We start from the raw sequence: 26,219 nt of genomic DNA, 5'->3' as shown, positions 1-26,219 counted from the left end.
CAGCCAGGTATCAGGGTATTGCTCCGCATGATATACCCACACACTGTGAGTAGCCGAACGGTTATACCATACAACCGTTGTGGGCAGGTATGGATCTCTCCATCGTTGATCTCTCTCCGGTCCCGGACGGCGGAACTGCGACCGACGCGTATGCAAACACCATTGATGCCGCCCAACAGGCCGAGCGCCTCGGCTATTCCCGATTCTGGGTGGCGGAACACCACGGGATGGGGAACAAGCTCGCCGGAACAACACCCGAGGTACTGCTGGGCACCCTTGCTGCCGAAACCGACTCAATCCGGCTCGGATCGGGGGCGGTCCTCCTCAACAACTACAGCCCGTTCAAAGTCGCGGAGCTGTTCGGCTCCCTTGACGGCCTTGCTCCGGGACGAATCGACGCGGGGCTTGGACGGGCAAACGGGTCTCCGGCCGTGGACCGCGCGCTCGGGACGGACCGCCGCGTCCGAAACCCCGACGAAGACCACGCCGAAAAAATCGAGGCCGTCGTTTCGCACCTCTACGACAGCTACCCGGACGGTCATGCCTACAGCGATCTCGAAATCCCTCGTTCAGATGCGGAAACACCTGCTCCGTGGGTTCTCGGGTCAAGCCCGTCAAGCGCAGCCCTGGCCGGCGAACTCGGCCTGCGCTACTGTTTCGCCGCGTTCATCCGGCCGAATCTAGCTACCCGTTCGTTCGAGAAATACCGGGACCACTTCGAATCGTCGCAGTTGGCCGGCGGGGTCGACGAGCCACAGGGAATGGTCGCGGTGAACGCGGTCTGTGCCGAGACCGACGAGAAAGCGGCGCGGCTCCGTGCTGTGGCCGAAGCGTCGTTCAAGCGGATGGAGCGAGGAGTCATCGGAACGACGCCATCCGTCGAAGAAGCTATCGACGAGCTCGGGGCTGTGCCCGAGCCGACGCCTGCCACGCTGGATGCCGGTGAGTGGCCACGAGCGATATCCGGCAGTCCGGATACGCTTAACGGCCTCCTCGAACAGCTGTCTGATCGTGTCGGAGTCGATGAGGTGATGATTCAACACGTCGTCGGCGACCACGCTGACGCGCTCCGCTCCCACGAATTGCTCGCGGACGGTGTCGGACTCACACCGCGCTGACTCCCACTACTGAAGTGGATGTGGGTTGCTTGGCGTCGTATAGCTCCAAATACTCGGTTTTTGTTGGTAAATTGTACTCAGTGTCTCTTTTCTATACTATTAGTGGTACAATCTGCAATATATGTTTTTGTATATCTGTAATTGAGACAGGCCTACGTAGGGAGTGGTTGTTCTGAGCGGTTTTCTATTTTGAAACTCAGTATATAGGTACAAAGAGTTAGTGTGACGACGGTTCCAGATGCCGGCTGTTCGGCCCAGCTCAGTCGTCTGCGGCCGCAGGGGCAGTCGACTCCGCAAGCTCGGCGTCGGCCAGCTCAAACACGGGTGACCACTCCAAATCGCGCTCGTACTCGAAGGCACTGTGGTCCTGCCTGGGGTCGACGACAGTCAGCGAGAGCCAGTTGTTGTCGAGCAGGTCGGCCAGCTCCGCGTGGTCGGCGAGGACATCGGTGACGCGGTCGACCGGTGCGTGGATGACCGTCGAGAGACGGAGCGGCTGGTGGTACGAGTCGTCGTCGGCAGCCATGAGTGACTGCAGCGGCAGGCCGGTCATCAGGTCACCGCCATTGCCCTGATAGACGCCGATGTTGCCGACAGGGTTGTGGGTCACCTTCGACCCACTCCCGTAAACGGCGTTGTCGACCGTCGAGAAGTAGTACTGGGTGTTGATCCACTGCGTGACGACCATCGGGCCAGTGAGTATCGCCTCCAGCGCTTCACCGTCAGGGTCGGTCGACCAGTCGTAGGAGTGGAGGAACGCGCGGCCGTCGAGGTCCACGTCGCTCGTCAGTTCGCGGGGGCCGATGACGAAGCCGGCGTTGCCGGCCAGTCCCCACTCGGGGCGGGTCTCGGCCCAGTCGGCGGCGCGGCGCTCCGTCTCGCTGACGCCCGACGACGCGTCTGCTCCCATCGACTCGGCGCACTCGGCGGCCGCGTTCTCGCGGGCGGTGGCGAGGTCAGCGCGCAACTGTTCGAGGTCGGCGGCGTGGCTCTCGGGCACGTCGCTGTCGTACAGTTCCACTTCGGCGGTCGTCGTGTTGTGTTCGCCGGCGAGGAAGACGGTGTCCTCGGGGATAGCGAAGCCCTGCTCACGCAGCGCGGCCCTGACCTCGTCGTCGTTGCAGATTGCCGCCAGCACGCGGGCGTTCGGGCCACCGGGGTTGCCGGCACAGGCACCACAGTCGAGACTCGAATCGTAGGGATTGTTGGCCGTCTCGCTGGCGTGGCCGGTGAAGACGACGAGGCGGCTGAACGCCTCCCAGCCCATCAGGTCGAACGCGGTGGCGGCGTACTCGACTTTCTCCTCGGTGGTCAGCCCAACGGGCAAGTCACCGGTGTACGTGTGCTGGTGGTGGACGAGCGGGTCGCAGAACTCGTGGTCGTCCGGCACCGAGTTCTCGGCCGCGTCGAACAGGTCGTGAACGCGCCCGGGGACGAGCGTGCGGGCAGCGAGCGCGAGGCCGTAGCCGCTGCCGGCGGTCTCGACGAAGCCGTAGGCCGTGGCGGCGTTGGCCTCCAGCGTCTCGATAATTTCGTCGGCGGTCTCACGGATTCCCGTTAGGCGGTCGTGGCTCTCCTGAGTCTCGTCGTCGGTCGGAACGTCGGTGACGTGGTGCTGAGGGTCAAGAATCGGCGGGCAGGCAGCAACCGACACGTCGGTGTCGTAGCCCTGGTACTCCATCGGAACCCCGAAGAACCCTGCGTACCCGTGGGTCTCGTAGTCTCCCGCGGCCTCAATATGACGGCGGATGACCTCCGAACGGGTGTCGATACAGAAGACCAACTGTGCGTCGGGGCGGCCCAGGCTGTCGCCGTCGTTGAGTGACTGGCTCTCTGTGGCGACGGCCTCGACGAGGTCGCCACGATAGGTCTCCTCCCAGGCACGCAGGAAGGCTCCAGCGAGTTCGGCAGCCGGGTCCGGGTCGATACTATCGTTCGAGGGGTCGATGTCAGCACCGACAGCATCGAGCAGAGCCAGACGCGCCGCGAGGTACCCTTCCAGGGAAATGGGGTATGCTGACTGCCACGCACCGTCGTCGTCGGCACGCTGCTTGATAAGTCCCGTCCAGCCCGGGAGGGCGGCCAGTTGCTGCTCGAAGATAGGCACCCACTGGCTCTCTGAGTACGACGCGAGCACCGTTTCAATGGTCTCGGTCGGCGTCTCCGGCAGGTCGGTGATAATCCCCTCGCTAGGAACCTCGCTGTCGTGTTCGGCAACCCCGCGGAAGGCAGTGTAGAACCCCGCTTTGCGGTTCGGCATCGACCAGTGGGCGCTCCCTTCGTCGAGGAACGCCGACAGCCATTTTGTCAACACTTGGTCGACGCGATCCGTGGACGTGTCGGGGTCACTGTCCGTTGCATCGGTTACTTCGGCCATCCGGTCGAGCAGTGTCTCTGGGTCGTTTTCGTAGCCGGCTTCGGAGAGCTCCGCGTCGAGAATCTCCAGATCGATCTGGCCGCGCTGCAGCGCCGCACGGAACGTCTCGGCGCTGGGGTAGCCACGGCCGCCCAGCAGGTCGGCCGCCTGCGCAACCGCCTCACTGAACTCCTGATCCTCGAACCCCGCGAGGGGGTTTGCCGTCACAAACGAGTGGATTGGCCAGAGTGAGCCGACGGTGGTCGCTGCGGTGTCGATACTGTCGTGGATGGTGGATTCAGTACTCATTGTAGTCCTCCGTCGTGGTCAGCACAGTGTCGGCTGCCGGCTGGCCGGCGTTCAGCAACACCACGTAGAGGCGCTGGCTGCGCTCGTGGATACCGGTCTCGATGGCGGTGTAAATGCCAACAAAGACGGCGGCGATGATGCCGTGTAGCAGCGTCAGTTCGGTCGTTGCGGGACTGACAGGCATGAGCCCCGAAACGCTCGTGTAGACTGCGGCGTAGACGACGATGGCCGGGAAGAAAACCACCGGGACGGCCCCGTAGCGGGCCACTCTCGGAAGCGTGGTCTGCTGGACGGCGTTGCGGGCTGCATGAAGCGTCGTAAACACTACGAAGAACGTCAGCAGGAGACCACTGTCGAACTTCATTCCTTTGCCTGTCAACAGTGCAAACACCGCGCCGCCGGCGATGCCAGTCAGCAGTGTGACGACGATGCCGGCGATGCTCGCCGTCGTTCCGATTGTGTGTGGCGTCCCCTCGCTCGGGCTAGCGTGTTCGACCTGTCCGCCGGCGCTGAGGAACTGGTAGGCCTTGTAGAAGCCGTGCAGGATGAGGTGGGTGATAGCCGCTCCGAAGAAGCCGAGGCCGGCCTGCATAATCATGAACCCCATCTGTCCGATCGTCGAACAGCCGAGTTTGCCCTTGATGTCCGTCTGCACTGATTTCAGGAGTTTCCCGCCGATGGCGCTGGCGCCGCCGACGCCGACGATTGCAAGCATGAGCGCGGGGTCGACAGTGATGACCGGCGCAAAGCGGGTCAGCAGGATGCCGCCTGCGTTGACGAACCCGGCGTGCATCAGCGCCGACGCGGGCGTCGGGGCGGTCATCGAGGACAGGAGCCAGCCCTGAAATGGGATGAGGGCGGACTGAATCATCGCTGCAAGCACGAGTGCGCCTGCGGCGACCAGCCACGCCGGGCCACCGAATGAGTCGGCAGCCGCCGTGATTCCTGAGACCGATGTCGCGCCGGTCACCCACCACAGTGCCGTCAGCGCGACGGCGAGAAGCCCGCTGCTGGCGATGAAGTACTTGCGGGCGACCGTGGCAGCTGCCTGTGCCTGGTCCCAGCCGCTGACGATACCGATGAGTTTCGCCATCAGCAGCCCCATTGCGAGCCACAGCGTCCCGAACAGGGCGAGGTGGTCAGCCGCGACCAGCCCCATCACAACCACTGTGAAGCCGAACACGGTAGCGAAAAAGGGCGTTTTGAGGCGACTACCAGCCAGATAGCGACGTGAGTAGCTGTGAACGATACCGCTGAAGAAGGTGACGACCACCCACATCAGGACGGTCAGCCCGTCGATGGCGACCACACCGGGTATCTCCCAGGCGAACCCGGTTCGGACCCGGACAGCAAGCACAGCAATGCTCGCGGCGAACATCGACCACACGAGCCATGTGAGTGCGACGGGCACGAGCGGCGAGTCAGCCGCCGTGTCCGGGAGTGATCCGACCATTTTCGGTGAGTTGTGTCCTGACATCGTTGTTCGTAACCGGTCACGGTAATCACGGACTGTGATTGACCGGTTCTGGTTGTCTTCACCCATAGTGCGAACGTACTGGTTATTAAATTCTTCTATACTACCAATTCGTTCCTGAAAAAGTATATTATAGAACATTATGTTTTTTGAATGGTGCGCAGCCGAAAACCACTACCATGGTCGTAATCAGGTGCTTCACAGCCTGAACCAACGATCCTCCCGCGAAACGGGTCACTGCTCACAGAGACACAGACTCGGCTGTCGAGGATTAGTTGGGTATGGTAGACGGCGAGATTACCAGACTGTTCGTTGTGGCCGCTCGAGTATGCGCCCGGTATAGAAGACGAGGCAGTCAGTTCAATGACTCGCCCGGGCATGTTGTCCCGGCTACGCAGTTGTCGGCTACCGGCACCACAACAGCAGCACCGACCTCAGTTAGCTCTCGTGATCGGGATCGAACTTACCGAAGGGCGTGGTCTCGTGGCTTCGGACGAGAACTTCGTCGGCCACCGTTAGTCCAATATCGAGGAGCGCCTGCGCGACTGGGGTGATGTCGCTATCCGATTCACCGACAGCCGTCACGAGGAGGTTCTTCTCGCCGGTGACCAGTTCCTGTACCGATACCACACCGTCTATATCGAGGACTTTCGGGATTAAATCGCCCCGGTCGGGAATCGACGCAGTACAGTAAAGCAGCATCCGGAGCGGGTAGCCTGCTTGCTGATAGTCCACATCAGCGCTGTAGCCTTTGATGACCTCTCTGGACTCCAAATGGTTGATTCGCTTTCGGACGGTACTGTCAGATGTATCGGTTCGCTCTGCGATGTCCCCGGACGACATATTTCGAGCGTCCTCCTGTAGTGCATACAGGATTGCTCTGTCCACGTCGTCGATCTCCTCGTCAGTCATACTAGTGTGTCCACAGCAAGGACACTTTACTGTTGTACGTTCTCCCGATACCGCTGCTGTGGCTGTCAACAATGCGGAGGGGTTTCGGCCGCTCTGGACACGAATATCATCCGATAGGTCAGGCCCGATTCTGGTGTCACAGCGAGTCATTGTGTCGCTGCAATGTCGTATGGAGGTAGAAGACAGTCCACGACGGTTTCCCGCCAGGTGTACTGCCGAGATGGTCGGGTGAAATCCACAGCAGCGCCTCGCTTTCAGGCGCACCTAAATTCCGAAGCAGTTATATATTTTTAGGCTGGCCTAACATTTATGTCGAAAGACTATCCGGACCACAAGTCCCCGACGAGACGTGACTACATGAAGTATAGCGGCGCAGCGGTGGCTGGCGGCTTGCTAGCGGGCTGTGTCAATCAGTCCGACCCAGAGTCAGCCCCGTCCCGGACAGACTCGGGAGGACAGTCGTCCGCAACAGCCGAACCGACAGCGGGTGACGACGGGTACTCTGTTACAATGTCACCCGCGGGGACCGTCGAGTTCGAATCGGTTCCCCAGAACGTGTTCACGATACTGGGCCATCACGTAGATATGCTGGTCGCACTCGGTCGAGGCGACGCGATTAACGCCATGCACGCGCCCGGGTACCACCAGTCGCTGTATCAGAAGTTCCTTCACCGACTCGACGGAGTCTCAATCGACTGGGAGGACCTGTATTCCTCGTGGCCACCATCGAAGGAGGAACTGTACGAACTCGACAGCGATGTCCACATAGCTGACCCGGCAAAGGTTGCGACAGCCGAGGGGTGGGACAACAGCAGCCTCCGGGAAATTGGGTCGAACGTTGGCCCGTGGTTCGGAAACACACTCAGCGGCACGCACCAGGACCCGCCATCCGGCTGGTCGGATACGTACGAATACTACACGCTCTGGGAGATCTTCGGAAAGCTCGCCGAGGTCTTCCGAGAAGGGGAGCGATACGGGGCGTTCAGCTCTGTCCGCGATTCGATGATGGAGACCATTGCCGCGGGCCTTCCGCCGGAAGGTGACCGACCGAGCGCCGCCCTGGTCCTGTTCTCCACATCCGGCGAGGACGTCTGGGGCTATAAGATGAACCATCCGGGCTACTACGCTGCCCACACCCGCCCGCTGGGTGCGACCGATGCGTTAGCCGATGCCGTCGGTGACGGGTACGGCGATGACGGTCGGAACATCACGCTCGACTCCGAACTGCTGCTTGAAGCCGATCCGGACGTGCTGCTTGTCCTCGGACCAATGGCAGGGTCCCACAATCTCGACGAGATTCGGTCACAATTGGAAAACGACGAGGTGACGAGGAAACTCACCGCCGTCAAGCAAGGGCGAATATTCGCTCAGGGGGCTCGTCGACAGGGGCCGATTCTGAACCTGTTCCAGACGGAGATGACCGCGAAACAGCTGTATCCCGACGAGTTCGGTGAGTGGCCGGGCTACGTCGACGGGGGTCCCTATCCCGAAATTCCCGCCGAGGAACAGCTGTTCGACCGCCAGCGCGTTGCTGACATAATAACGGGTGAGAAACAGTGACTGACGGCGAAAAAACGCCGCGTGAACGGCCGACACGCAGAGACTACATCAAGGGGGCCGGGGTAATCGCGGGCGGCAGTTTGCTCGCCGGCTGTGCTGGCGATACCGCGACAGAAACCACTGCCACCGAGAACGGAGCGACAGCTGAGACAGCCACAGCAACAGAGACGGAAGCATATACCGTCTCCATGGAGCCAGTCGGTGAAGTGACGTTCCAGACGATGCCCGAGCGATGGCTTCCTTACGGTGGCGCCTACGCCGATATGGGCGTGGCCCTCGGGCAGGCCGATGGCCTCACAGGTCTCGGCGGGGCAGACCGCTACTACACGTACGTCTACGATGAGCTCCCCGGTGTGTCCGTCGATCAGGGGACAATCGACGCGAATCCAGCGGTCCGAACGAAAGAGGAGTTCTACGAACTCGACAGCGACGTGCACCTCTATGACCCACAGATGCTCGTCAACTGGTTCGACTGGTCCCAGTCAGACGTCGACGAGATCGCCGAGAACGTCGCTCCGTTCGTCGGAAACATGATATTCCGTCGCTCCGATGAGTGGCACGATTACCGGTATTACACGCTTTATGAGGCCTTCGAGACGGTCGCGGAGGTCTTTCAGGAACGGGAGCGCTACGAGACGTTCAAACAACTGCACGACGACTATATCACAGACCTGCAGAATCAACTCCCGCCGGCGGAGGAGCGTCCAAACGTCCTTCTTACGTATGAGGGAAGCGACGAACCGGAATCGTTCTCCCCCTATCGCCTGAGCGACAAGGGCACGAGCAAGAAACAATGGCGTGACCTCGGCGTTACTGATGCGCTTGCCGGAACCGATATCGACAACCTCAGTACGACCAATCGGGGCGAATACGACTACGAAACGCTTCTGTCGGTCGATCCAGACGTTATCCTCATCCGCGGCCACGAGCGGAAATCAGCGACCGAGTTCCGGGAGACCGTCCTGCAGTTCATGCAAGACCACAGCGTCGGCAGTCAACTGACTGCGGTACAGAACGGGCGCGTGTATCGCGGCGGCTACCTCCGCCAGGGTCCGATTCACAATTTCTTCTTGACCGAACGGGCGGCCCAACAGCTCTATCCGGATGTTTTCGGCGACGTGACTTCCGACGCCGAACTCTTCGACCGGCAGCAACTCGCCGATATTGTCACAGGTGAGTTCGAATGACAGACTCGGATACCGCACCGTTCGAGCGACTGACACGGAGAGACATTGTGAAAGGTAGTGGGGCGCTCGTTGGTGGCGGAGTGGTCGCCGGATGCTTGGGCGACAGCGGTCAGGAGTCGTCAGCGACGGAGGCCAGCGACACTGCCACGGATACCGAAACAAGCGCTACTGCGACCGCATCAGCGGGTTCCGACGGGTCGTATTCGGTGACGATGGAGCCAGTCGGTACCGTCGAGTTCGACTCTGTACCCGAGACAATCGCCCCGTTCACCGCGGACTACATCGATATGTTGGTCGCACTCGGCCACGGCGACGCAGTGCAGTCAATCTGGTACCGTGGGCGGTACAAGACGCTGCACTACGAGGAACTAGATGGAGTGTCTATCGACCTCGACGGGCTCACACAGCTCTGGAACGACGGCGTCTCGAAGGAGCTGTTCTACGAGATAGACGCCGACCTGCACCTCATCGATCCCAACGCACTCATCGACTGGCTCGGGGCGTGGGAGCAGTCTGACCTCACAGAGATTCAGGAGAACGTCGCGCCGTTTCTCGGGAATCTCATCTTCCGGCGGACCGACGACTGGCACGACTACCAGTACTACAGCCTGTACGAGGCGTTCGAGAAAGTCGCAGAGATGGTTCAGGAACGGGCGCGCTTCGAGGCGATCCGCTCGGTACATGACGAACTGGTCGAAACGGTGCAGGCTCGGCTCCCGGCACCAGCGGACAGACCAAACGCCGCGCTGGTGTTCGCCGGCGAGAAACCGGAGGATTTCACGCCATATCGGATCAGCGGAAACGGGGCAAACAAGGAACACTTCCACACGCTCGGAATTTCCGACGCCTTTGCCGATACTGGAGTCGAGGGGTACTCCGGCTCAGAATCGCTCGATTACGAGACGTTACTGGAGATAGACCCTGACTCACTGCTTCTGCGATATCATCGAGAAGGGAAGACCCGTGAGGAGTTCGAGAACTCAGTGCTCGGGTACATGAAAGACCACGAAGTGGGCAGCCAGTTGCGGGCCGTCCAGAATGACAGGGTGTTTCGGGGTGGCCCGATCTACACCGGCCCGCTGCATAACCTGTTTATGATTGAACGGTACGCAAAGCGCTACTTCCCTGAAGAGTTTACAGAGACGCATCTGTTCGACCGGGAGCACCTCGCGAAAGTCATTACAGAAGGTGCAGTTGAGTGATAGGAATGGTCGCTCATCCCGGACCCGTGCGCTGACGGCTGTAGCTGAATATCAGTCCCGCACCGAAAGCAGGTCACCCCGAGGCTCCGCCGTCGTGCAAATAGACTTGGAAAGACTTTTACACAGATTCGAGTTCAATTTTACATAGATGTCCACAGCCACCATCCGTAATGTCCTCCGCGGTGACGGCGACCGGTTCATTTACGTCGTCTCCGCGTTAGCTGCGCTGAACGGACTGTTGTTCGGGTTCGACACCGGGATCATCTCGGGCGCGTTCCTGTTCATTCAGGACTCGTTCGTCATGTCGCCGCTCGTCGAGGGGATCATCGTCAGTGGCGCGATGGCCGGGGCCGCGGCCGGTGCGGCCGTGGGTGGCCAGTTAGCCGACCGTCTCGGTCGCCGCCGCCTCATCCTCATTGCGGCCATCGTATTCTTCGTCGGGTCGTTCACGATGGCCGTCGCGCCGAACGTCCCCGTCCTCGTCGCCGGTCGGCTTATCGACGGCGTCGCCATCGGCTTCGCCTCAATCGTTGGGCCGCTGTACATCTCCGAAATCGCGCCGCCCAGCATTCGCGGCGGGCTCACCTCGCTCAATCAGCTCATGGTGACCACCGGAATCCTGCTCTCGTATTTCGTCAATTACGCGTTCGCCGACGCCGGCGCGTGGCGCTGGATGCTCGGTGCCGGGATGGTCCCGGCCGTCGTGCTCGCCATCGGCATCCTGAAAATGCCCGAGAGCCCACGCTGGCTCTTCGAGCATGGGCAGAAAGACGAGGCCAGAGCGGTCCTCGAGCGGACACGGTCCAGTGGCGTCGAGCAGGAACTCGACGAGATTGAAGAGACCGTCGAGACACAGTCCGAAACCGGCGTTCGGGACCTGCTGGCTCCGTGGCTCCGCCCAGCACTCGTGGTCGGGCTCGGACTCGCCGTGTTCCAGCAGATTACCGGCATCAACGCGGTCATTTACTACGCCCCGACGATTCTCGAGTCTACCGGCCTCGGGAACGTAGCCTCGATCCTTGCGACAGTCGGAATCGGGACGATCAACGTGGTGATGACCGTCGTGGCGATCCTGCTCGTCGACCGTGTCGGTCGTCGCCGACTGCTCCTTGTCGGTGTCGGTGGGATGGTTGCGACACTCGTCGTCCTCGGTACCGTGTTCTACCTCCCCGGTCTCGGCGGGGGCCTCGGCATCATCGCCACGATCAGTCTGATGCTGTTCGTGTCCTTCTTCGCCATCGGGCTCGGCCCGGTCTTCTGGCTCCTGATCTCAGAAATATACCCGCTGTCCGTTCGCGGGTCAGCGATGGGTGTCGTCACCGTCGCCAACTGGGGTGCAAATCTCCTCGTATCGCTGACGTTCCCCGTTCTGACAGACGGCGTCGGAACCGCTGCGACGTTCTGGCTGTTTGGCCTCTGTAGTCTCGTGGGACTGGTGTTTGTCTACAGCTACGTCCCCGAAACGAAGGGCCGGACGCTGGAGGCAATCGAAGACGACCTCCGGCAGAACATCTCGCTGGCTGACTGAACCGGGTATCAGAACGGGAGGCGAAGGCCACCGTTTTGGCTTTTATAGACCGAGACGGTCCAACGCACTCTCGAGCCTCGGGAGTCCGTCGTCGCCGAAAAACCGGACGTTCTCTAGCGCGTGGAATGCGACGTATACGTCGCGTCGTTTCTCGAAGTATCCCGCCGAGATGTCACGGTGGCGGCAGTATTCATCGAAGAAGGCGTCACCGATTGACTCCAGTCGGCTGACGTACGCCAAGTCCAGTTCGGCGTGGCCGAAATATATCGCCGGGTCGAGGACGGCGCGAACGGTTCCGTCGGCCACGACAACGTTTCCGGGGTAGATATCGCCGTGCAGCAGCGACGGCGTGGCCGGTTCGACGAGTCGGGTGTCGAGCGTGTCCGCCAGTTGCTGCACCCGGTCGAACTCGGTGGCTGGCAGGACGCCAGCGTTCCGTGCAGCCCTTGCGAACGGGAGTAGCCGTCGCTCGCGGAAGAAGTCGACCCACGAATCAGTCCATGGGTTTGGCTGGCTGAACGGGCCCGAGAGGGTATCGAACGGAAAGCCAAAGGCCTCAGCCGAGACAGCGTGGAGAGACGCGATGTGGCGCGCGAGGTCGCGTTCAGCCCGCTCGCAGAACCGGTCGTCGCCACCGATGAACGACATCACCAGCAGTTCCGGTTCGACGTGGAGGACCGCTGGTACGGGCAGCGGCGTGCTACGGTCGAGGTACTGAAGCATTGCCGCCTCGATTCCGAGTGGCGAGTCGTCGACCTTCACCGCTACGTCAGGGCGGTCGGAAAACGACACACGGTAGACCGACCCAACTTCTCCGCCATCGAGTTCCGTTGCGTCGTGCGCATCGGCGTCTAGTACGCTCGAAACCCGCTGTAGTACTGTCGCCTTCGGTCGTTCCGTGCCCGTCCCGTCGTCCATATTTGGCGTACGAAAAGCGATCCAATAGGTCTGTTTGTCTCTGTCCCGACAGCGAAACCGGGGCTGTCTGGACTAAACTGCGAACCCAGTTACAGGCAGCGTCGAAACGGCCAGTGTCGCTACACGGACCGGTCAGCGCTGCCACCGAGTTGCACGACAAGTCGTTCCGTGGCGAGGGCGTACACCGTCATCTCCGTCCCTTTCTCAGAGTACCATGTTTCGGCAGGTTCGATAAGGTCAGCTTCACAGAGGCGGTCGAGATGATAGGAGACGCTCTGGAGCGAGCGGTCGACTGCGTCGGCAATATCCGATGCGGTCTTCGGTTCATCCCTGACCGCCCCCAGTACCTCCTGAGCGGCCTCGGACGAGAGAATCTGCAGAACGTCAGTCGGTTCGGTACCGTTGACTACGACGCTCGTCTGCTCTCGGGGTGCATAGTCAACCGGTGGGTGGTGGGGGAAGACACTTGCCATTGATTGTTGGGGGTGTTGGCGACTGTTTCTGCTTGTTCGGCTCAATCCGAACAAACCAATCAAACAATTTAATACTTACGGAATTAATACCCAGAAGTATGACGCAGCAGGACAGGCGGCAAACAGGGCAGCCGGTTCGGATGCATGAGTGATGCTGACAGTTCGGTCGCACGGGAACGCGTCATCGAATCGATGGAGCAGTCGGCCGAGGTGTACGGTCTCAGCCGAAGTTCCGGGCGTATATACGGTGTGCTGTACTTCGCATCAGACCCGCTTTCCATTCCAGAACTCGTCGACGAGACGGGCTACGCGAAATCGACGGTCAGTAACGTCACACGGACGCTGTCGCGTATCGGGCTCATCCACCGCAAGTCGTCGACGGGGGGCGGCAGGCGGGTCCGGTTCGAGGCTGAACGTGAAGTCTGGTTTATTCTGCAGGACGTGTTCCAGCAATACATCCAGCGGGAAGTCCAGACGACGCTCAGGACCATCCACCGGGCCGAAGAACAGGTGGCGACTGAGACTCGCGAGCAAGAACGCATTCGAGAGCTCCGAGAGACGTACGAAGACCTAGAAGAGATCGTACAGCTCGCGTCGGAGTACTCGGCCGCCGAACTCCGTGAGGCACTTGAGACCTACGAGCGATAGTCACCGCTACCAGTAGACCGTATAGGTACACGCATCGTCCCCGTTCCGACGACACGTTTCACCCGTTTCTTCGAGGAACACGAACGCGTCGACCGGCGCGTACTGCTGGGCAACCCCACGGATGAGACCACGATCAAACAAGCACGGATACGGGTTCTCACACGTCACTTCGCCGGTCTGATTCCCCAGCGATTTGAAACGATACTGTCCGATGTCCCCGCCACGGTGATTACGCTGGTAGGCCTCATCTATCGACTTGAGGCCGTCCGGAACAGTATCGAAATCGTTCGGCCAGTCCGCGACGCGGGGAATCTGTTCGCCGAGTCGGTCGAGGACATGCGGTTGTAGGTCATCGGCAATCGTCTCGAACGCGTTCAGCCAGGCCTGTTGTGGGTACCACTCGTCAGCCGCTGGCTCGGTGATTCCCTCCGCAGCAAGTGCCGTCAGCGCCCGCTCCCGGTACTCCTCTGAGAACTTTCCCATCGCCTCCTGGACTATCGTACGTACCGTTTGCCCGTTTATCTCGACGGCCGGGTCAAATGCATCGTAGGATGCCATTCTGTCCGAAGGTTCACAGGGAAGGAAATAAAGCCGGTCATACACTCGCCAGACACGGCGGTTTCACTTCGCGGCGGGAAGGCCAAACGGAGGTTTCCATACTGATTCCTGTATCTCCGGACACAGCGCTTCAGCGTCGATTTCATACGGTTCGCCGAGAGACAGCGGCTTCACACAGCCTGTACAACGTCGTCATCTGTTCCGATGCGTCGCTGACTATCTGTCGTCCGAGTCGGTTCTGACCTCGGTGACCCACGCCGGCCGACGCACTGTCGTCTCGCCCGACTCGAACTCGAAGGAGAGGTGGTACGTCTTCGGCGCGTCGCCAGTCAGTCTCACCAGAGCGAGTTCCGCATACGTCCCCGCTGGTCTCGTCAGATTCAACGTAACTCTTGCGGAGCGAACGGCAGTCGTGTCACCGACTGTTCGCACGGTCCCTGTAGTCCCGGTGACGTGGTACGCTTTCCGCCCCTCGTACCAGCCGTTTTTCGGTTTGTAGACCGTCGCTGCCTGAGCCGTGTCGGCTTCCTGTTCGTATCCGACGAGATACAGGCTCATGACCACTACCGACGCCGCTCCCGAAACATCGCCTGCCAGATCATTTGAATCCTGCTTGACGATGAACTCGGCGGCCCCATCGGTCTGGTTCTCCCGAAGGAGTTCCCAACCGGGCTCGCTCTGGATCTGCGCTCGTCGACGGTCGGTGCGGCTGTCATCCTCGACAATGATACGCCTGTAAACCGGGTCGCCCGGCGACGCCTGATACTGTTCAGTTCGGACAGTTCCTTCGCCAAGAGACAGGTAGCGCCCGCCGCCAGCGGTCACAGCGCCCTCGAATTCGAGTGCTGTCTCACTGTCCGCGACAACCGCACCAGTTGCCCGGTATTCGTCGGATTCAGGCACCGTGAACCGTTCATCCACCGGGTTCTTCGAGTGCGGGTCGATAGTGGCGAACGGAGACACAGCCGCGAAGACAAGCGTGAGACAACACAGCGCCAGCAAACCGTTGAGTAGCCTCGCAGTACGGCGGTCCATATCCCAGTGGCAATACTGACGAATAAAAGCTATTCGAACACAGCAGTACGACCGCTGCTGTCCGTTTGGAGTATCGCAGTCAGGTTATGCTACACAGCCGACCACTCACGCCTGTCGATACCGCGTCGCCCACTTCGGTACCGACCGACGGTAGAGACCGACACCGACAGCGCCCAAGACGCCACCAGACCCACCGAGCGCGGCAAGCACCGTCCCAGACAGCGGCGAGATAGCGAATCCGGCAATGAGTATCGGGACCAGCGGGAGGACCATTGCCGCGCCGAAAACAGCGAACAGTGCCGTATCGAAGAGAAACTCGTTCGGAGAGAGGCCGGTGAGATAGACGGTGGTGCCGAAGATGTAGCAGGCGACGCCGACAAGCAAGACAGCCCCGACAGTGGCCTCAGCGACCGGCCCGCCACGCCAGACGAGTGCGAGTGCGTAGAAGGCGAGGCCCACCAGCGGGCCGAGCAGGAGGAATGCCCGGAACTTCCCCGCGAAAACGGCTCTTACAGAGAGCGGATGGGTGAAATACAGGGAGACGTCGTCGGATTGCGTGAGCCAGTTGTATGTGGTAAACCCCGAGAGCCCGAGAATCGCACCGAATGAGATACCAGTGGACGGCGGTACTCCCGTGATCTGTCCGGCGAAATCGACCAGTGCGGCAGTGACGCCGAACAGCACCGCCGCCGAAAAGAAAACCTTCCCGAACCCGCCTGCGCTCCGGTGGATGTCGAGCAGGCTCTTCGTTGCAACTGGGTCGCCGAGCCGTCGCCACCAGCGGCCAAAGGCCGGTTCGACCGTTTGAGCGGGACGAGGCGCGGTCGCATCGAAAGTGACTGCGCCCAGCAGAAAGACGCCGACGATACCGGTAGCTGTCGTACCGACCCGCAGGGGTGTCTGGGTGAGAAACAGGCCATAGGGGGTGTAAGAAACGATATCGACACCACTGACTACCGCTGCACCGACAGCGACGAGCGGGGCCACGAGTAGCGCCAGTCCGGGGACGCCCCGCCCAGCGAGACCGAGCGCTGCAATCGTCGTTCCCATTCCGAAGACGAACATCAGTGCCAGTGTCGTCCACAGAAAGGTACTGGTCTCAACGACAAGAAGAGGTCCAGCGATTCCCCGCACTGCAAGCGCCGTTCCGACAGAGATCGGTAGCAGAAACAGTACAGCGTAGTAGACACTGTCCTTGACGACGAACAGTCCCAGCAGCGTGGTCTGCGATAGCGGGAGCGTGCGGGCAGAGAACACCAGCAGCGTCACGTCACCGAGGAGGTTCTGAATAGCATCGCGTCCCACAAAGCCGATAGATCCCGTGTGGAGTCCGAAGACGAACACCAGTGCATGAAGACCAGCGAACACGGTTTGCGGTTCGGTCCCGGTAACGGTCAGCAGCTTGGCTGCGCCGCCAACGAGTAGGCAGATGAACACCGGAAACAAGGAGAAGTGACTACCACGGAAGAGCCGGCTGTGGAGTCGCCACTCCTCGCGGAGCATCTCGACGAACACCCTGCGCACCCGTCCGTCACTCATATATCAACAGTTTGTTCTTCCCGGTCCACTGTTGCGTCGACGGTGTCCAGAAACACGTCGAGGAGCGTCTCATCGGCATCGAGTGCTGCCGGTCGGACATCGGCGACGAGGTCACCTTCGTACATCACTCCGACCCGCGAACAGAGTTCAGCGGCGACATCCACGCCGTGTGTGGTGACGACAATTGTGTTGCCGGCGTCCCGGTACGAGCGCAGGAAGCGCTTGACCCGCTCCTGAACAATCGGGTCGAGATTCGCCAGCGGTTCGTCGATGAACACGACATCCGGCTCGTGGAAGAACGCGCCGGCGATCATCACTTTCTGCTGTTGGCCCCGCGAAAGGTCCGAAGACAGCGTGTCGAGCTTCGCGGTAAAGCCGAGCCGGTCGGCCCACGACTCGGTCTGCGCTGTCACCGCGTCAGCGGGTATATCCCGGATTGCACCGACAAAATCGAAGTACTCGCGCGGCGTCATGAAACTCGGTGGTGACTCCTTTTCGGGTAGAATTCCCGCCCGTTCGCGGACCACCGTGGGCTGGGCTGCAGGGTCGGCACCGAGTACTGTTGCCTGCCCGCTATCCGGACTCAGCTGCCCGGTGAGTATCTCCATGGTCGTGGTCTTGCCGGCCCCGTTGGGCCCGAGCAAGCCGAAGAACTCACCATCGTCGATGCGCAGCGACAGGTCTGCTATCGCGGTCATGTCGCCGTATGACTTCCGGAGCGACTCGATCTCGATTGCTGTCACGGCGTTCTGCCTATCATCGTTGTTGTGTCGGTATAAGTTGTTATACTGTGTAAGAACAGTCCAGATGATCTATTAATGGTTTGACTGACAGATGCATCTAAACTTCCGAGTCTGTGCTCTGTGGTATCGGGTTCATCGACGGCGAGACCACATTTCTGACCACTCGCCGCAAACGCGACAGCGGTTTCGGCATTAATCGCTGCACGCATCCCGATGGAATCGAGTGGGCGTCAAGGGCAATCGAGTGGCCCAGGCGTCGGCCGCTCCGCTCAGCCGTCACGCCGGAACCACCGATAGCTGAATACAGCGGTGTAGCCGACACGATATGTACTGAACTGTCAGAGGTGTATTAGTCCCGCTGTCACCGGCTACCAATGTTGGTATAACCGTTGTTTGAGTAATCGATAGTTCTTAACACATGACAAGAGGGAGATACTACATGGTCCCGAATCGACGCCACCACCTCCCCCTCCTCTGTCTGGTCTGTGTGCTGCTCCTTGGAACTGCCATGCCCGCTGGCGCAGCGCCGCCGCCGCGACCGCTGTGTGATGCGTGCGGCGACTCGTTCGAATCGACGGCCGACGCCCACGGTGTGTCGGTCACTGTCACACAGAGCAACGCAACTGTCGCCGTCCACACCAACGGAAGCGCAACGTGGGTTGTCCACAACCGGCTGTCTGGCTCGGATGGAATCGCACGTCTTCGGGCGAACGAGAGCCTTCGGACCGCTATCGCCGATAGGGCGATGTGGGACACCGAGCTCCTGAGCGCGAACGTGTCTGGCGACGGCGTCATGACGCTGCGCTACCGCGAGGCCGACTTCGCCGAGCAGTCCGTCGGCGGGACGGTCCGGACCGGCGAGTTTACCGAGGCACACGGTTATCGGAATCTCGATGGCCTCGGCGCTGACCGACTCGCCGTTGTTGCTCCTGACGGGATGCGAGTCGGGCAGGCCATCGACGGCGCGACCGTCTCAGCCGACGGGCAGCGGATGACGCTGACCGAACTCAACGACGGGCGTATCGTGACGTTCGTCCCCCGTGAGACAGCCATTGGACCGCTGTTGAGCCTTCTCGCGGTCGGAGCGCTTCTCGGTCCCGTGATGGCGGTGAAGGCGCTCGCATTCATCATGTTCCCCGCAGCAGCGTTTACCCTCCTGGTTGGCGCTGCCGCCGGAGGCGTCACCCGGCTAGATTGGGATTTCAAACGAGTACGGAACTCCGCCGGCATCGTATTCGCTGGCTTCGGCGCGTTAGCAACTGCCCTGTCGCTTCTCGGAGCGATGGGCGTGTTACGGTTGGGTGGCACAGCAGCACCGCTGTTCGGCGGTGGCACTGCGCTGTTCGTGTGTGGAATAGCCCTTTCACAGCGACGTATCCGTGAGCGCACAAGCTATCGGACAGTCGTTGGCGGCGCAGTAATCGGTGCGGTCATCGCGCTGGGAGCGACGATAGCGGCGGCTCCGATGGTCGTCAGTGACGGCTCCGCGCTCCCGGTGTCAGCACTGTTGATTCTCGGCCCCGCGTTTGTACTTCTGCCGGCCGGGTACGCAGTCGGCCACGGGAACCGTCGGCTAGCGATGAAGACGGCCGCTGTCGGGTTCGTGCTGGCGATGCTACCGGCGCTCCCGGTACTACCTGTACCGTTTGGACTGGGCGTGCTGTTCATCCCCGTCGCCACGGCCAGCGCCGTCGCCGTTGTCGTTGCCGGCCTGCCGATTTTCCTCGCCGGCGTCTCGCTCGGCGTTCCAGCAGCGGCCCGCTGACCGAGATTCACACACCAGTCGCCCGAACTGGTGACGCTCTCACAGGAGTGGATTCACCCGAAGAAAGGGCGGGCTGGCATCAGTGACTCCAGTCGAAGTGGCTCGACCGATTTTCTCACCGCGCCTGCACAGCTTTCCCAGCGTGACCGACTCCAACTCGATGAGACCCAGACGTACTGCACCGTGGTGGCCGCCGATTCGACAGTCTCGATTCCAGACATACTAGACCAAACCTGCTCTGTTTGGACGTGTTCTATCGAGCAGATGATGCGGACGCTGTTCCACGGCTCTCGTCCCCAAGTAGCTACTCTTATAGGTGTGGCCGGCAGAAAGCATGTATAGGCGGCCACAGCGGTGGGGTTGCCTCCCGTACCCATCCCGAACACGGAAGATAAGCCCACCAGCGTTCCGGGGAGTACTGGAGTGCGCGAGCCTCTGGGAAACGCGGTTCGCCGCCACCATTCATACCTTTCATAAGTATCGATGAGCGACGCGGCTTTGCTGTAGTTCGGCATAGAGTCCACTGGATTCGCCACACATAGCTGGTCCGTTGTCGTCGGTGCTGAGAGAGGAACGGCCAGTCGATAGCGGAGCAGTATGGGTAGCGCAGAGAGCGTATCCCACACAGCGGAGGCCTATGTGTGGCCCGCCGTAACACACAAGCTCTGTTTTGAGTCTTGGGCACTTACTTACTGACGCTGTGGTTTGACCCGGTATGGACCGTCGCTACGTCATCGGTCTCGCCGTCGCGCTCGTCGCAATCAGTGTCGGACTGGTCGCTTTCACAGCCCTCTGGTTCCCGCAAACAACAGCACCTGGGTCAGCCGGAACGTATCCTACAGGGGCAGGACCGAACCACATCAACTTCTCGGCACTTGCTACGAACGATGCGAACGTTTCTCACACACCTCGTGAACACTGGAACTCGTACGCGATCATCTTCACCGCACCACCCGACCGCCCGCTCATAGAAGGCGATTACTATATCAACTCCACCACGGGGGAGATACTCGCCGACCGGTGGCACAACGCGACAGTCTATCGCAACGGGACGACGTACGCGGCCGTTCAGCCGGCCGACGGTATTCCGGACGAACGCCAGCGGGAGGAACTGGAATCGGACGACAGCTACGTCTACCACAACGCGACCGACGCGTATTACCGGTACGACCCACACTACGGACAGATTGCGCCCACGAACATCGGTCGACATCCTGACCTGCTCGACGGGTATACGTGGACAGCCACCAACAGGACGACTCACCACGGCATCCCCGTCATCACGTATCGTGTCACGGGCAAGCGAGCGACCGCTGTCGACGACGCTCCATCGCTTCGCAACGGCACGCTCAAGCTTGGAGCCGAGGACGGAATCGTCTACGCGTTCGACATCACGTTTGACAGAGATGGACGGGCAGACCGGTACACGTACGACGTTCGTCCCGCTCCGTTTCCGGACCACAGTTGGGTCGACACTGCCCGAGCGGTTGCTTCCGAGAACGCGACCAAGAGTTCCACACGTCGACACTCGACTAGTCCCCCGTAATTTCGCAGAGTTCCAGCCGGTGACGACCAGTCAGGGCGTCACGATCAAACTAAACCGATAGACTGTGCCCTCGTATTCGGCGACGACACCCCGGAAGTCGACCCGGTCGTCGTAGCTGTCTATGGGCTGGAGGTCGCCGGCGATACCGAGTGCGTCTAGGACCTCAGCAAGTCCGTCAGAAGGCGGTGCGCCCTCTTCGTAGCGGCGAGGCTCCTCGCTGATGGCGTCGTCTATCACGCCACGAGCGGCCTCTGAGAGGTCGCGTGAACTCAGATCGAGTTCCAGAATCGCCGTTCGCGCGTACTCCTCGAAGGTCGCTCGATTGGTCGAGATTTCCTCGAGAGTGTACGTCCACTCCGGGACAGTTACCGTCCGCTGCTCCGTGACGGGCCGGAAGTACTCCTCCCCCCGCTCAACGTAGTCGAACGGCGGCGATGGGACGAGCGCACTGGCTTCGGCGTCGAGATGCTGGTGATACTCGACAGTCTGGAGGTCCTCGAACTGCGGGTCGCCGAGAAATCCATCGTTGCCCGCATAGACTGCGTCAAGTGCCGCCTCTAGTATGCGTTTGTCCTGTGATGAACGGTCGAAAGGGGGCCGTTCGACTGTGGCGTCATCCGCGGGTGATTCGTCGGTCCGTGTGACCGCAAAGTGCCAGCGGTCCCGGTCGAGCCGGCGTTCCTCGCTGATCTGGACCTGATAGAAGATGCCGTCCCGCTGGAGAAACGTCGGGCGCGGCCGCGTGTCGTTGCCCCACCGGTCGCGTCCGACGAGCGGCCACTGTTGGACCGTAACACTACCCGTATCGTACAGTTCGGACGTATACTGCTGTTTCGTCTCGGTAGTAAAGTCGACCCTGGTGGTCGCTTCGATGGCGGTTGGATCGGGCCAGAGGTAGGGCCGCCTAACTGACGAGAGGTCCAGTTCGCTGGCGATGAGCGCGTAGTCGTCGAGACTGCCCGAATTGAGACAACCGGCGGTTGCGGTGAGCATCCCGGACGCGCCGATGAGTCGGAGGGCGTGGCGGCGGGAACAACGCATTGCTGTGCCAAAATAATCAACATCCCGATAAGTCGCTTGTGATGTGAATCTGTGTCTCCTCGTGGGACTACCAGCGCGAGCCCACGTTTGCGAAGGGTGCCACCATTCGATTGAAACTACAGCACACTGAGTTCGAACACTGCAAGGTAGACCTGTCCGCCCCCGGCCAGTATCATCACGACGGCCGCGACTTGATGCATTCGTTGCAGGTACGTGCCGAAGGTACGCCAGAGGCCGATGCCAACGCCCGCGAGCAACGTCACGCCGACAAGCGGAAGCGCGACCCCGAGCGCGTACACTGTGAGGACGATGACGCTTGCCTGGACTGGCAGTGCCAGCGCCTGGGTTACCACACCGAAGAACAGCGGCACGACACATCCGGCTGCGGCGACTGCGTACACAGCACCGAACACACCAAAGCCGGTTACCGACGCCGGTCGCTGTGGCAACGGGACACGGAGCTCGGGCTCCCTGTTCAGGAGCATCACGACGCCGAACACGATCAGACCGACTCCGATGACCGGTTCGAGCATTGGGAGGGCGTTTTTCAGTGGTTGCCCGAGCGCGAGAACGAGCAGAGCGACGAGGGTGAGCGCACCAAGCGCCCCGAAAGCAGCGGCGGTGGCAGGCGGCAGCATACCCACGTCCCCGTCGCTCTCGCGAAGGTAGTATCCGACGTAGCCCGGGAGAAGCGGGAACGCACACGGGGCGAAAAACGTCGTGATGCCTGCGCCCGCGGCAAACGCGAGTGTCCCGAGTACGGCAACGCCAGGCATCTTACACCACTGCGTCAAGTTCGGCCCGAAGCGTTTCTTCATCGGCAAGCCCGCTGTGGCCGAACTGGACGGTCCCGCTCTCGTCGACAATCGCGATGTACGGGAGCCCGTCCGCTCCGAACGCCGCCAATAACTCGCTACCGGGGTCCAGTCCGACGGTCCAGGCACCGCCGTTGCGATTCCACCACTCGCTGATATCAGCTCTTGTCAGTGTCTCACTCGGCCGCTCGTTCGTCACTGAGACGAACGACACCGCCGGATACTCGGGCCGGATGGCGTCCAGTATCTCGAGTTGGTCGTCACAGGGGGCACACCACGTGGCGAAGAGGTCGACCACCGTGACCGTCCCCGGCGTCGGTACGGGCGTCTCGCCTGCCAACGACCCCTCTGCCGCAAGAGTCTCCACGCGAATCGGAAGCTGGTCAGTCCCCCGAGACTGGATACCCGACAGCCCGTTTCGGGCAACCCAGAGACTCCCGCCGGTGAGGCCGAGCCCGGTCATCGCAGCAACGACCTGCCGACGGTTCACGCGTTTCTCACCGTCTTCAGGTCAGCAATAATGGTTTCTTCGTCCGGCGATTTCGAGCGGTATGCACGCTCGATGAACCCATCAGCGTTGACGAGTAGCGTCAGTGCTGTGTGCGTGAACATGTACATATCCATGTCCGCTGGTTCGGTGCGCTGGAATACAACACCGAACTGGTCCTGTATGACATCCTTCGCGCGCTGTTTCGACGCTGGTCGAAGGAACTGCCAGTTCTCGCTCTCAGCGTCGACGTTCATCTCGTCGGCATACGCCCCGAGTCGTTCTGCAGTGTCACGGGTGGGATCGAAGGTCATCGGGAGGAACCGGACCGCATCAGCGTAGCCGTTGTTCTCTGCGTGGCTCTGGACGTTCCGCAGCGTTGCGATGAGTACCGGACAGACGGTCTGGCAGTGGCTGTAGAAGAACGTGAGCAGTGCTGGCGTCTCAATATCGCGCAACCGGATATCCCGTGAACCGGTCGGCAGCGAGAGACTTACGTCCGGAACCCGTTCGCCCCATGCAGGATACGGAACGTCGCTGCTCTCGAACTCCCGGTCGGGCTCTTCGAGGGCGACGTCGGGATTCGAATCGCCGAAGCTACCGCTGCCGAGACAGCCGGCGACTCCGACGATTGTTCCAACCGCACCGGTCGATTTGAGAACCGTGCGTCGGTGCATACACGGTGTTTGTGCCCTCGAATATTTGGCTAATCTGGTGTGACTCTCGTAAACCGTCTCTCGCCTGCTTTCGCATCATTTCGGGCTGTGAGAGCACTAAGACCACAGCGCACTGAAGGAGACCTTTTCCGGACCCGGTCGGGCTCCGGAGGCCTGAGGGGATTCTCGTATTCGCAGTATGTATCACAGTTTACGAGTGGCTGTGTACCACCTACGGCCGAGCCAGCTCTACCATGTTTCACAGTTCGTCCTGCAGGGTACTGGCTGTTCGCTGTGCGCCATCAGCAGCGTCTCCGGACGCCCACTGAAGCAGTACGTCATCCCCGCTGTACCGTGGGATAACATGAACGTGAGCGTGGTAGACTTCCTGTCCAGCGGCAGCACCGTTTGACTGGACAATGTTCAGGCCGTCTGGGGCGTACGCCGATTCGATAGCCGACGCGATCCGTCGAGCGGTCTGGAACACAGCTCCAACACGCTCCTCATTCATATCCGTCAGCGTCTCGTGGTGAGTTGTCGGAATCACCAGGACGTGACCGGGGTTGGCTGGGGCCGTATCGAGGAAAGCGAGCGTCTGTTCGTCCGCATAAACACGGTGAGCCGGCGCCTTCCCCTGCACAATATCGCAGAAAGCACATGGAGGCATATGGCATCCAGAATGATAATCTGGACGAACTTTATTCTGAATGCTTGAACGATCCGGTCGAACGATGTGGCGTGCCCACTCCCCCAAGATACCGGGTCTTGCCCGGACCACGTACCCTGATCAGTCGTCTCATTGACTCCGGATAGCTGTGGTGCAGCAACTGAGACACTGTGAGGACGAATTGTGGTACGTGAACATAATTCACTATCACGAGCGAGACTATTCGAAGCGACAGAGATATTTTGAGAATAGTAGGTGTGTATATTCTACCCCGAATAGCCCAGATTTGTAGTTATATAACAGAGTATAGCTTAGCAGTGTTTCGTCTCCCGATTCAGAAGTGTATTTGTTAAACGTCAATCAGCCGAACACTTATATGTATCCTATCCGATACTGTTGTCGTAATGCCAGAAGCGAAGTTCGAGGTCGATGTCGACAGCGCGCCAGACGAACAGCCGGGCGCAAACCCGTTCAATCGGTGGCACCCGGACATCCCGGCGGTCGTCGAAGCGGACCCGGGCGAGAGCATGCGACTGGAGGCTCTCGACTGGACCGGTGGGCAGATAACCGACAACGACAACGCCAACGAGGTCCGCGACGTTGATCTCTCGCAGGTTCACTATCTCGCGGGGCCGGTGCATGTGAACGGGGCCGAACCGGGTGACCTGCTGAAAGTCGAGTTCCACGACATGGGGCCGCTCAACGACCGCTCGGAGTTCGGCTTCACGGGCACGTTCTCCCAGCAAAACGGTGGTGGCTTCCTGACCGACCACTTCCCCAAGGCGGCGAAATCAATCTGGGACATCGACGGCTACACAGTCTCCTCGCGACACATCCCTGCTGTCGAGTACGAGGGGAAGATTCACCCCGGCCTCGCAGGATGTGCGCCCAGCGAAGAGCTGCTGGAAGCGTGGAACGAACGGGAACAGGAACTCATCGACAAACACGCCGAGGACCCCGAGTCGATACCGAACCATCCGACTGGGGAGGCAGAGCCAGCCGTGGCGAATCCGCCAACGCCCGATGGGGCGCTCATGGGCGAGATGGACCCCGACGAGGCCGAGGAGGCCGCGGAGGTCGCGGCCCGAACCGTCCCACCCCGAGAACACGGCGGCAACCACGACATCAAAGACCTCTCTATCGGGTCGACGGTGTATTTCCCGGTCTACGTCGAGGGCGCGAAGTTCGGCATCGGCGACTTCCACGCCTCGCAGGGGGACGGTGAGATATCTTTCTGTGGCGCCATCGAGATGGCCGCCTACGTCGACCTCGAATTCGACCTCGTGAAAGACGGGATGGAGAAGTTCGGCGTCGACCATCCGATCTTCGAGCCGGGCCACCGTGGACCGAACTTCGAGGACTACGTCACCTTCTGTGGCTACTCCGTCACGGAGGACGGCGAACAGAAGTACATCGATTCGCATACTGCCTACCGGCGGGCCTGCCTCCAGGCCATCGACTACCTCAAGCAGTTCGGCTACACCGGCCAGCAGGCGCTGCACATCCTCGGGACCGTCCCGGTCGAAGGGCGACAGAGCGGCGTCGTGGACGTGCCAAACGCCTGTTCGACGCTGGCGCTCCCGACGGGCGCGTTCGAGTTCGACGCGTCGCCGACGGGCATCGAACACAACAGCGCTGACCGCGGTGACCTCTGTGTCACCGACGACCCGCTGGAATGAGGG

Annotated in this window: 23 protein-coding genes and 1 rRNA gene; 10 read left to right on the top strand and 14 right to left on the bottom strand. The window is 60.8% G+C overall.

Going from position 1 to position 26,219, the window contains the following annotated elements; all coding sequences use genetic code 11:
* Window positions 1-89: 89 nt before the first annotated feature.
* Window positions 90-1,118 (top strand): LLM class flavin-dependent oxidoreductase, encoded by a 1,029-nt coding sequence (locus tag C437_RS13635; protein WP_004517551.1) that lies wholly within the window; start codon window positions 90-92, stop codon window positions 1,116-1,118.
* Window positions 1,119-1,377: 259 nt separating this feature from the next.
* On the opposite strand, the gene C437_RS13630 is transcribed toward C437_RS13635, so the two are convergent.
* From C437_RS13630 to C437_RS13620, 3 genes are all read right to left on the bottom strand, one after another.
* The gene (locus tag C437_RS13630; RefSeq protein ID WP_004517550.1) at window positions 1,378-3,783 is read right to left on the bottom strand and encodes a DUF2309 domain-containing protein; all 2,406 of its coding nucleotides are present in this window, start codon (window positions 3,781-3,783) and stop codon (window positions 1,378-1,380) included.
* Window positions 3,773-5,260, bottom strand: coding sequence for a proton-conducting transporter transmembrane domain-containing protein (locus C437_RS13625; protein WP_049919811.1), 1,488 nt, complete (start codon window positions 5,258-5,260; stop codon window positions 3,773-3,775). The genes C437_RS13630 and C437_RS13625 overlap by 11 nt, the downstream gene beginning before the upstream one ends.
* A 435-nt stretch (window positions 5,261-5,695) precedes the next feature.
* Window positions 5,696-6,169 carry an Lrp/AsnC family transcriptional regulator gene (locus C437_RS13620; protein ID WP_004517548.1) on the bottom strand — a complete coding sequence of 158 codons (474 nt, stop codon included), beginning with the start codon at window positions 6,167-6,169 and terminating at the stop codon, window positions 5,696-5,698.
* A 510-nt stretch (window positions 6,170-6,679) separates the two neighbouring features.
* Between C437_RS13620 and C437_RS13615 the strand changes: the two genes are divergently transcribed.
* The 4 genes from C437_RS13615 to C437_RS13600 all read left to right on the top strand — a co-directional run bounded on the left by C437_RS13615 (window position 6,680) and on the right by C437_RS13600 (window position 11,646).
* Window positions 6,680-7,729, top strand: coding sequence for an ABC transporter substrate-binding protein (locus C437_RS13615; RefSeq protein ID WP_049919810.1), 1,050 nt, complete (start codon window positions 6,680-6,682; stop codon window positions 7,727-7,729).
* Entirely contained in the window at window positions 7,726-8,916 is a 1,191-nt protein-coding gene (locus C437_RS13610; protein ID WP_004517546.1) for an ABC transporter substrate-binding protein, read from the top strand. The genes C437_RS13615 and C437_RS13610 overlap by 4 nt, the downstream gene beginning before the upstream one ends.
* Window positions 8,913-10,118: an ABC transporter substrate-binding protein gene (locus C437_RS13605; RefSeq protein WP_004517545.1), complete on the top strand. Its 1,206-nt coding sequence runs from the start codon at window positions 8,913-8,915 to the stop codon at window positions 10,116-10,118. The genes C437_RS13610 and C437_RS13605 overlap by 4 nt, the downstream gene beginning before the upstream one ends.
* 148 nt (window positions 10,119-10,266) lie before the next feature.
* Entirely contained in the window at window positions 10,267-11,646 is a 1,380-nt protein-coding gene (locus C437_RS13600; protein ID WP_004517544.1) for a sugar porter family MFS transporter, read from the top strand.
* A 42-nt stretch (window positions 11,647-11,688) separates the two neighbouring features.
* Here C437_RS13600 and C437_RS13595 read toward each other — a convergent pair whose 3' ends face one another.
* Both C437_RS13595 and C437_RS13590 read right to left on the bottom strand, forming a co-directional pair.
* Window positions 11,689-12,564 (bottom strand): fructosamine kinase family protein, encoded by an 876-nt coding sequence (locus C437_RS13595; protein WP_004517543.1) that lies wholly within the window; start codon window positions 12,562-12,564, stop codon window positions 11,689-11,691.
* A gap of 119 nt (window positions 12,565-12,683) precedes the next feature.
* Complete coding sequence (locus C437_RS13590; RefSeq protein WP_004517542.1) at window positions 12,684-13,037, bottom strand: ArsR/SmtB family transcription factor; 354 nt, start codon at window positions 13,035-13,037, stop codon at window positions 12,684-12,686.
* Window positions 13,038-13,181: 144 nt separating this feature from the next.
* Between C437_RS13590 and C437_RS13585 the strand changes: the two genes are divergently transcribed.
* Complete coding sequence (locus tag C437_RS13585; protein ID WP_004517541.1) at window positions 13,182-13,685, top strand: GbsR/MarR family transcriptional regulator; 504 nt, start codon at window positions 13,182-13,184, stop codon at window positions 13,683-13,685.
* 6 nt (window positions 13,686-13,691) lie between these two features.
* On the opposite strand, the gene C437_RS13580 is transcribed toward C437_RS13585, so the two are convergent.
* The 4 genes from C437_RS13580 to C437_RS13565 all read right to left on the bottom strand — a co-directional run bounded on the left by C437_RS13580 (window position 13,692) and on the right by C437_RS13565 (window position 17,560).
* Window positions 13,692-14,243: a hypothetical protein gene (locus tag C437_RS13580; protein ID WP_004517540.1), complete on the bottom strand. Its 552-nt coding sequence runs from the start codon at window positions 14,241-14,243 to the stop codon at window positions 13,692-13,694.
* Between the two features lie 216 nt (window positions 14,244-14,459).
* Complete coding sequence (locus tag C437_RS13575; RefSeq protein WP_004517539.1) at window positions 14,460-15,278, bottom strand: hypothetical protein; 819 nt, start codon at window positions 15,276-15,278, stop codon at window positions 14,460-14,462.
* 105 nt (window positions 15,279-15,383) lie between these two features.
* Entirely contained in the window at window positions 15,384-16,817 is a 1,434-nt protein-coding gene (locus C437_RS13570; RefSeq protein WP_004517538.1) for a hypothetical protein, read from the bottom strand.
* Complete coding sequence (locus C437_RS13565; RefSeq protein ID WP_004517537.1) at window positions 16,814-17,560, bottom strand: ABC transporter ATP-binding protein; 747 nt, start codon at window positions 17,558-17,560, stop codon at window positions 16,814-16,816. Before C437_RS13565 ends, C437_RS13570 begins: the two co-directional genes overlap by 4 nt.
* 439 nt (window positions 17,561-17,999) lie before the next feature.
* Between C437_RS13565 and C437_RS13560 the strand changes: the two genes are divergently transcribed.
* The 3 genes from C437_RS13560 (at window position 18,000) to C437_RS13550 (ending at window position 20,871) form a co-directional block, all read left to right on the top strand.
* Window positions 18,000-19,325 carry a low temperature requirement protein A gene (locus C437_RS13560; RefSeq protein ID WP_049919807.1) on the top strand — a complete coding sequence of 442 codons (1,326 nt, stop codon included), beginning with the start codon at window positions 18,000-18,002 and terminating at the stop codon, window positions 19,323-19,325.
* A 338-nt stretch (window positions 19,326-19,663) separates the two neighbouring features.
* Window positions 19,664-19,786 (top strand): 5S ribosomal RNA (gene rrf, locus C437_RS13555).
* 254 nt (window positions 19,787-20,040) lie between these two features.
* Window positions 20,041-20,871, top strand: a complete 831-nt coding sequence (locus tag C437_RS13550) for a hypothetical protein (protein WP_004517535.1) — start codon at window positions 20,041-20,043, stop codon at window positions 20,869-20,871.
* Window positions 20,872-20,901: 30 nt separating this feature from the next.
* Here the strand turns inward: C437_RS13550 and C437_RS13545 are convergent, their stop codons facing one another.
* From C437_RS13545 to C437_RS13525, 5 genes are all read right to left on the bottom strand, one after another.
* Window positions 20,902-21,912 (bottom strand): hypothetical protein, encoded by a 1,011-nt coding sequence (locus tag C437_RS13545; protein WP_049919806.1) that lies wholly within the window; start codon window positions 21,910-21,912, stop codon window positions 20,902-20,904.
* Between the two features lie 116 nt (window positions 21,913-22,028).
* Window positions 22,029-22,688, bottom strand: coding sequence for a cytochrome c biogenesis protein CcdA (locus C437_RS13540; RefSeq protein ID WP_004517533.1), 660 nt, complete (start codon window positions 22,686-22,688; stop codon window positions 22,029-22,031).
* A 1-nt stretch (window position 22,689) separates the two neighbouring features.
* On the bottom strand, window positions 22,690-23,217 hold the full coding sequence (locus tag C437_RS13535) for a TlpA family protein disulfide reductase (RefSeq protein ID WP_049919805.1): 528 nt from the start codon (window positions 23,215-23,217) through the stop codon (window positions 22,690-22,692).
* Window positions 23,214-23,891: an SCO family protein gene (locus tag C437_RS13530; RefSeq protein ID WP_004517531.1), complete on the bottom strand. Its 678-nt coding sequence runs from the start codon at window positions 23,889-23,891 to the stop codon at window positions 23,214-23,216. Before C437_RS13530 ends, C437_RS13535 begins: the two co-directional genes overlap by 4 nt.
* A 238-nt stretch (window positions 23,892-24,129) precedes the next feature.
* A complete protein-coding gene (locus C437_RS13525) occupies window positions 24,130-24,537 on the bottom strand; it encodes an HIT family protein (RefSeq protein WP_074654938.1) in 408 nt (135 codons plus the stop codon).
* A 404-nt stretch (window positions 24,538-24,941) separates the two neighbouring features.
* On the opposite strand from C437_RS13525, the gene fmdA reads away from it, so the two are divergent.
* Window positions 24,942-26,216: a formamidase gene (fmdA, locus tag C437_RS13520; protein ID WP_004517529.1), complete on the top strand. Its 1,275-nt coding sequence runs from the start codon at window positions 24,942-24,944 to the stop codon at window positions 26,214-26,216.
* The last annotated feature ends 3 nt before the right edge of the window (window positions 26,217-26,219 follow it).

The organism is Haloarcula vallismortis ATCC 29715, from assembly GCF_000337775.1.
Lineage (GTDB): Archaea > Halobacteriota > Halobacteria > Halobacteriales > Haloarculaceae > Haloarcula > Haloarcula vallismortis.
This window is presented reverse-complemented; position numbering and strand designations above follow the sequence as displayed.

Bases quoted from the DNA above. Each gene is read 5' to 3' on its own strand.
- C437_RS13630 (WP_004517550.1), bottom strand. From the start codon at position 3,783: ATGAGTACTGAATCCACCATCCACGACAGTATCGACACCGCAGCGACC.
- C437_RS13635 (WP_004517551.1), top strand. From the start codon at position 90: ATGGATCTCTCCATCGTTGATCTCTCTCCGGTCCCGGACGGCGGAACT.
- C437_RS13580 (WP_004517540.1), bottom strand. From the start codon at position 14,243: ATGGCATCCTACGATGCATTTGACCCGGCCGTCGAGATAAACGGGCAA.
- C437_RS13605 (WP_004517545.1), top strand. From the start codon at position 8,913: ATGACAGACTCGGATACCGCACCGTTCGAGCGACTGACACGGAGAGAC.
- C437_RS13530 (WP_004517531.1), bottom strand. From the start codon at position 23,891: ATGCACCGACGCACGGTTCTCAAATCGACCGGTGCGGTTGGAACAATC.
- C437_RS13615 (WP_049919810.1), top strand. From the start codon at position 6,680: ATGTCACCCGCGGGGACCGTCGAGTTCGAATCGGTTCCCCAGAACGTG.
- C437_RS13575 (WP_004517539.1), bottom strand. From the start codon at position 15,278: ATGGACCGCCGTACTGCGAGGCTACTCAACGGTTTGCTGGCGCTGTGT.
- C437_RS13625 (WP_049919811.1), bottom strand. From the start codon at position 5,260: ATGTCAGGACACAACTCACCGAAAATGGTCGGATCACTCCCGGACACG.
- C437_RS13585 (WP_004517541.1), top strand. From the start codon at position 13,182: ATGAGTGATGCTGACAGTTCGGTCGCACGGGAACGCGTCATCGAATCG.
- C437_RS13525 (WP_074654938.1), bottom strand. From the start codon at position 24,537: ATGCCTCCATGTGCTTTCTGCGATATTGTGCAGGGGAAGGCGCCGGCT.
- C437_RS13560 (WP_049919807.1), top strand. From the start codon at position 18,000: ATGGTCCCGAATCGACGCCACCACCTCCCCCTCCTCTGTCTGGTCTGT.
- C437_RS13600 (WP_004517544.1), top strand. From the start codon at position 10,267: ATGTCCACAGCCACCATCCGTAATGTCCTCCGCGGTGACGGCGACCGG.
- C437_RS13570 (WP_004517538.1), bottom strand. From the start codon at position 16,817: ATGAGTGACGGACGGGTGCGCAGGGTGTTCGTCGAGATGCTCCGCGAG.
- C437_RS13545 (WP_049919806.1), bottom strand. From the start codon at position 21,912: ATGCGTTGTTCCCGCCGCCACGCCCTCCGACTCATCGGCGCGTCCGGG.
- C437_RS13540 (WP_004517533.1), bottom strand. From the start codon at position 22,688: ATGCCTGGCGTTGCCGTACTCGGGACACTCGCGTTTGCCGCGGGCGCA.
- fmdA (WP_004517529.1), top strand. From the start codon at position 24,942: ATGCCAGAAGCGAAGTTCGAGGTCGATGTCGACAGCGCGCCAGACGAA.
- C437_RS13620 (WP_004517548.1), bottom strand. From the start codon at position 6,169: ATGACTGACGAGGAGATCGACGACGTGGACAGAGCAATCCTGTATGCA.
- C437_RS13590 (WP_004517542.1), bottom strand. From the start codon at position 13,037: ATGGCAAGTGTCTTCCCCCACCACCCACCGGTTGACTATGCACCCCGA.
- C437_RS13550 (WP_004517535.1), top strand. From the start codon at position 20,041: ATGGACCGTCGCTACGTCATCGGTCTCGCCGTCGCGCTCGTCGCAATC.
- C437_RS13595 (WP_004517543.1), bottom strand. From the start codon at position 12,564: ATGGACGACGGGACGGGCACGGAACGACCGAAGGCGACAGTACTACAG.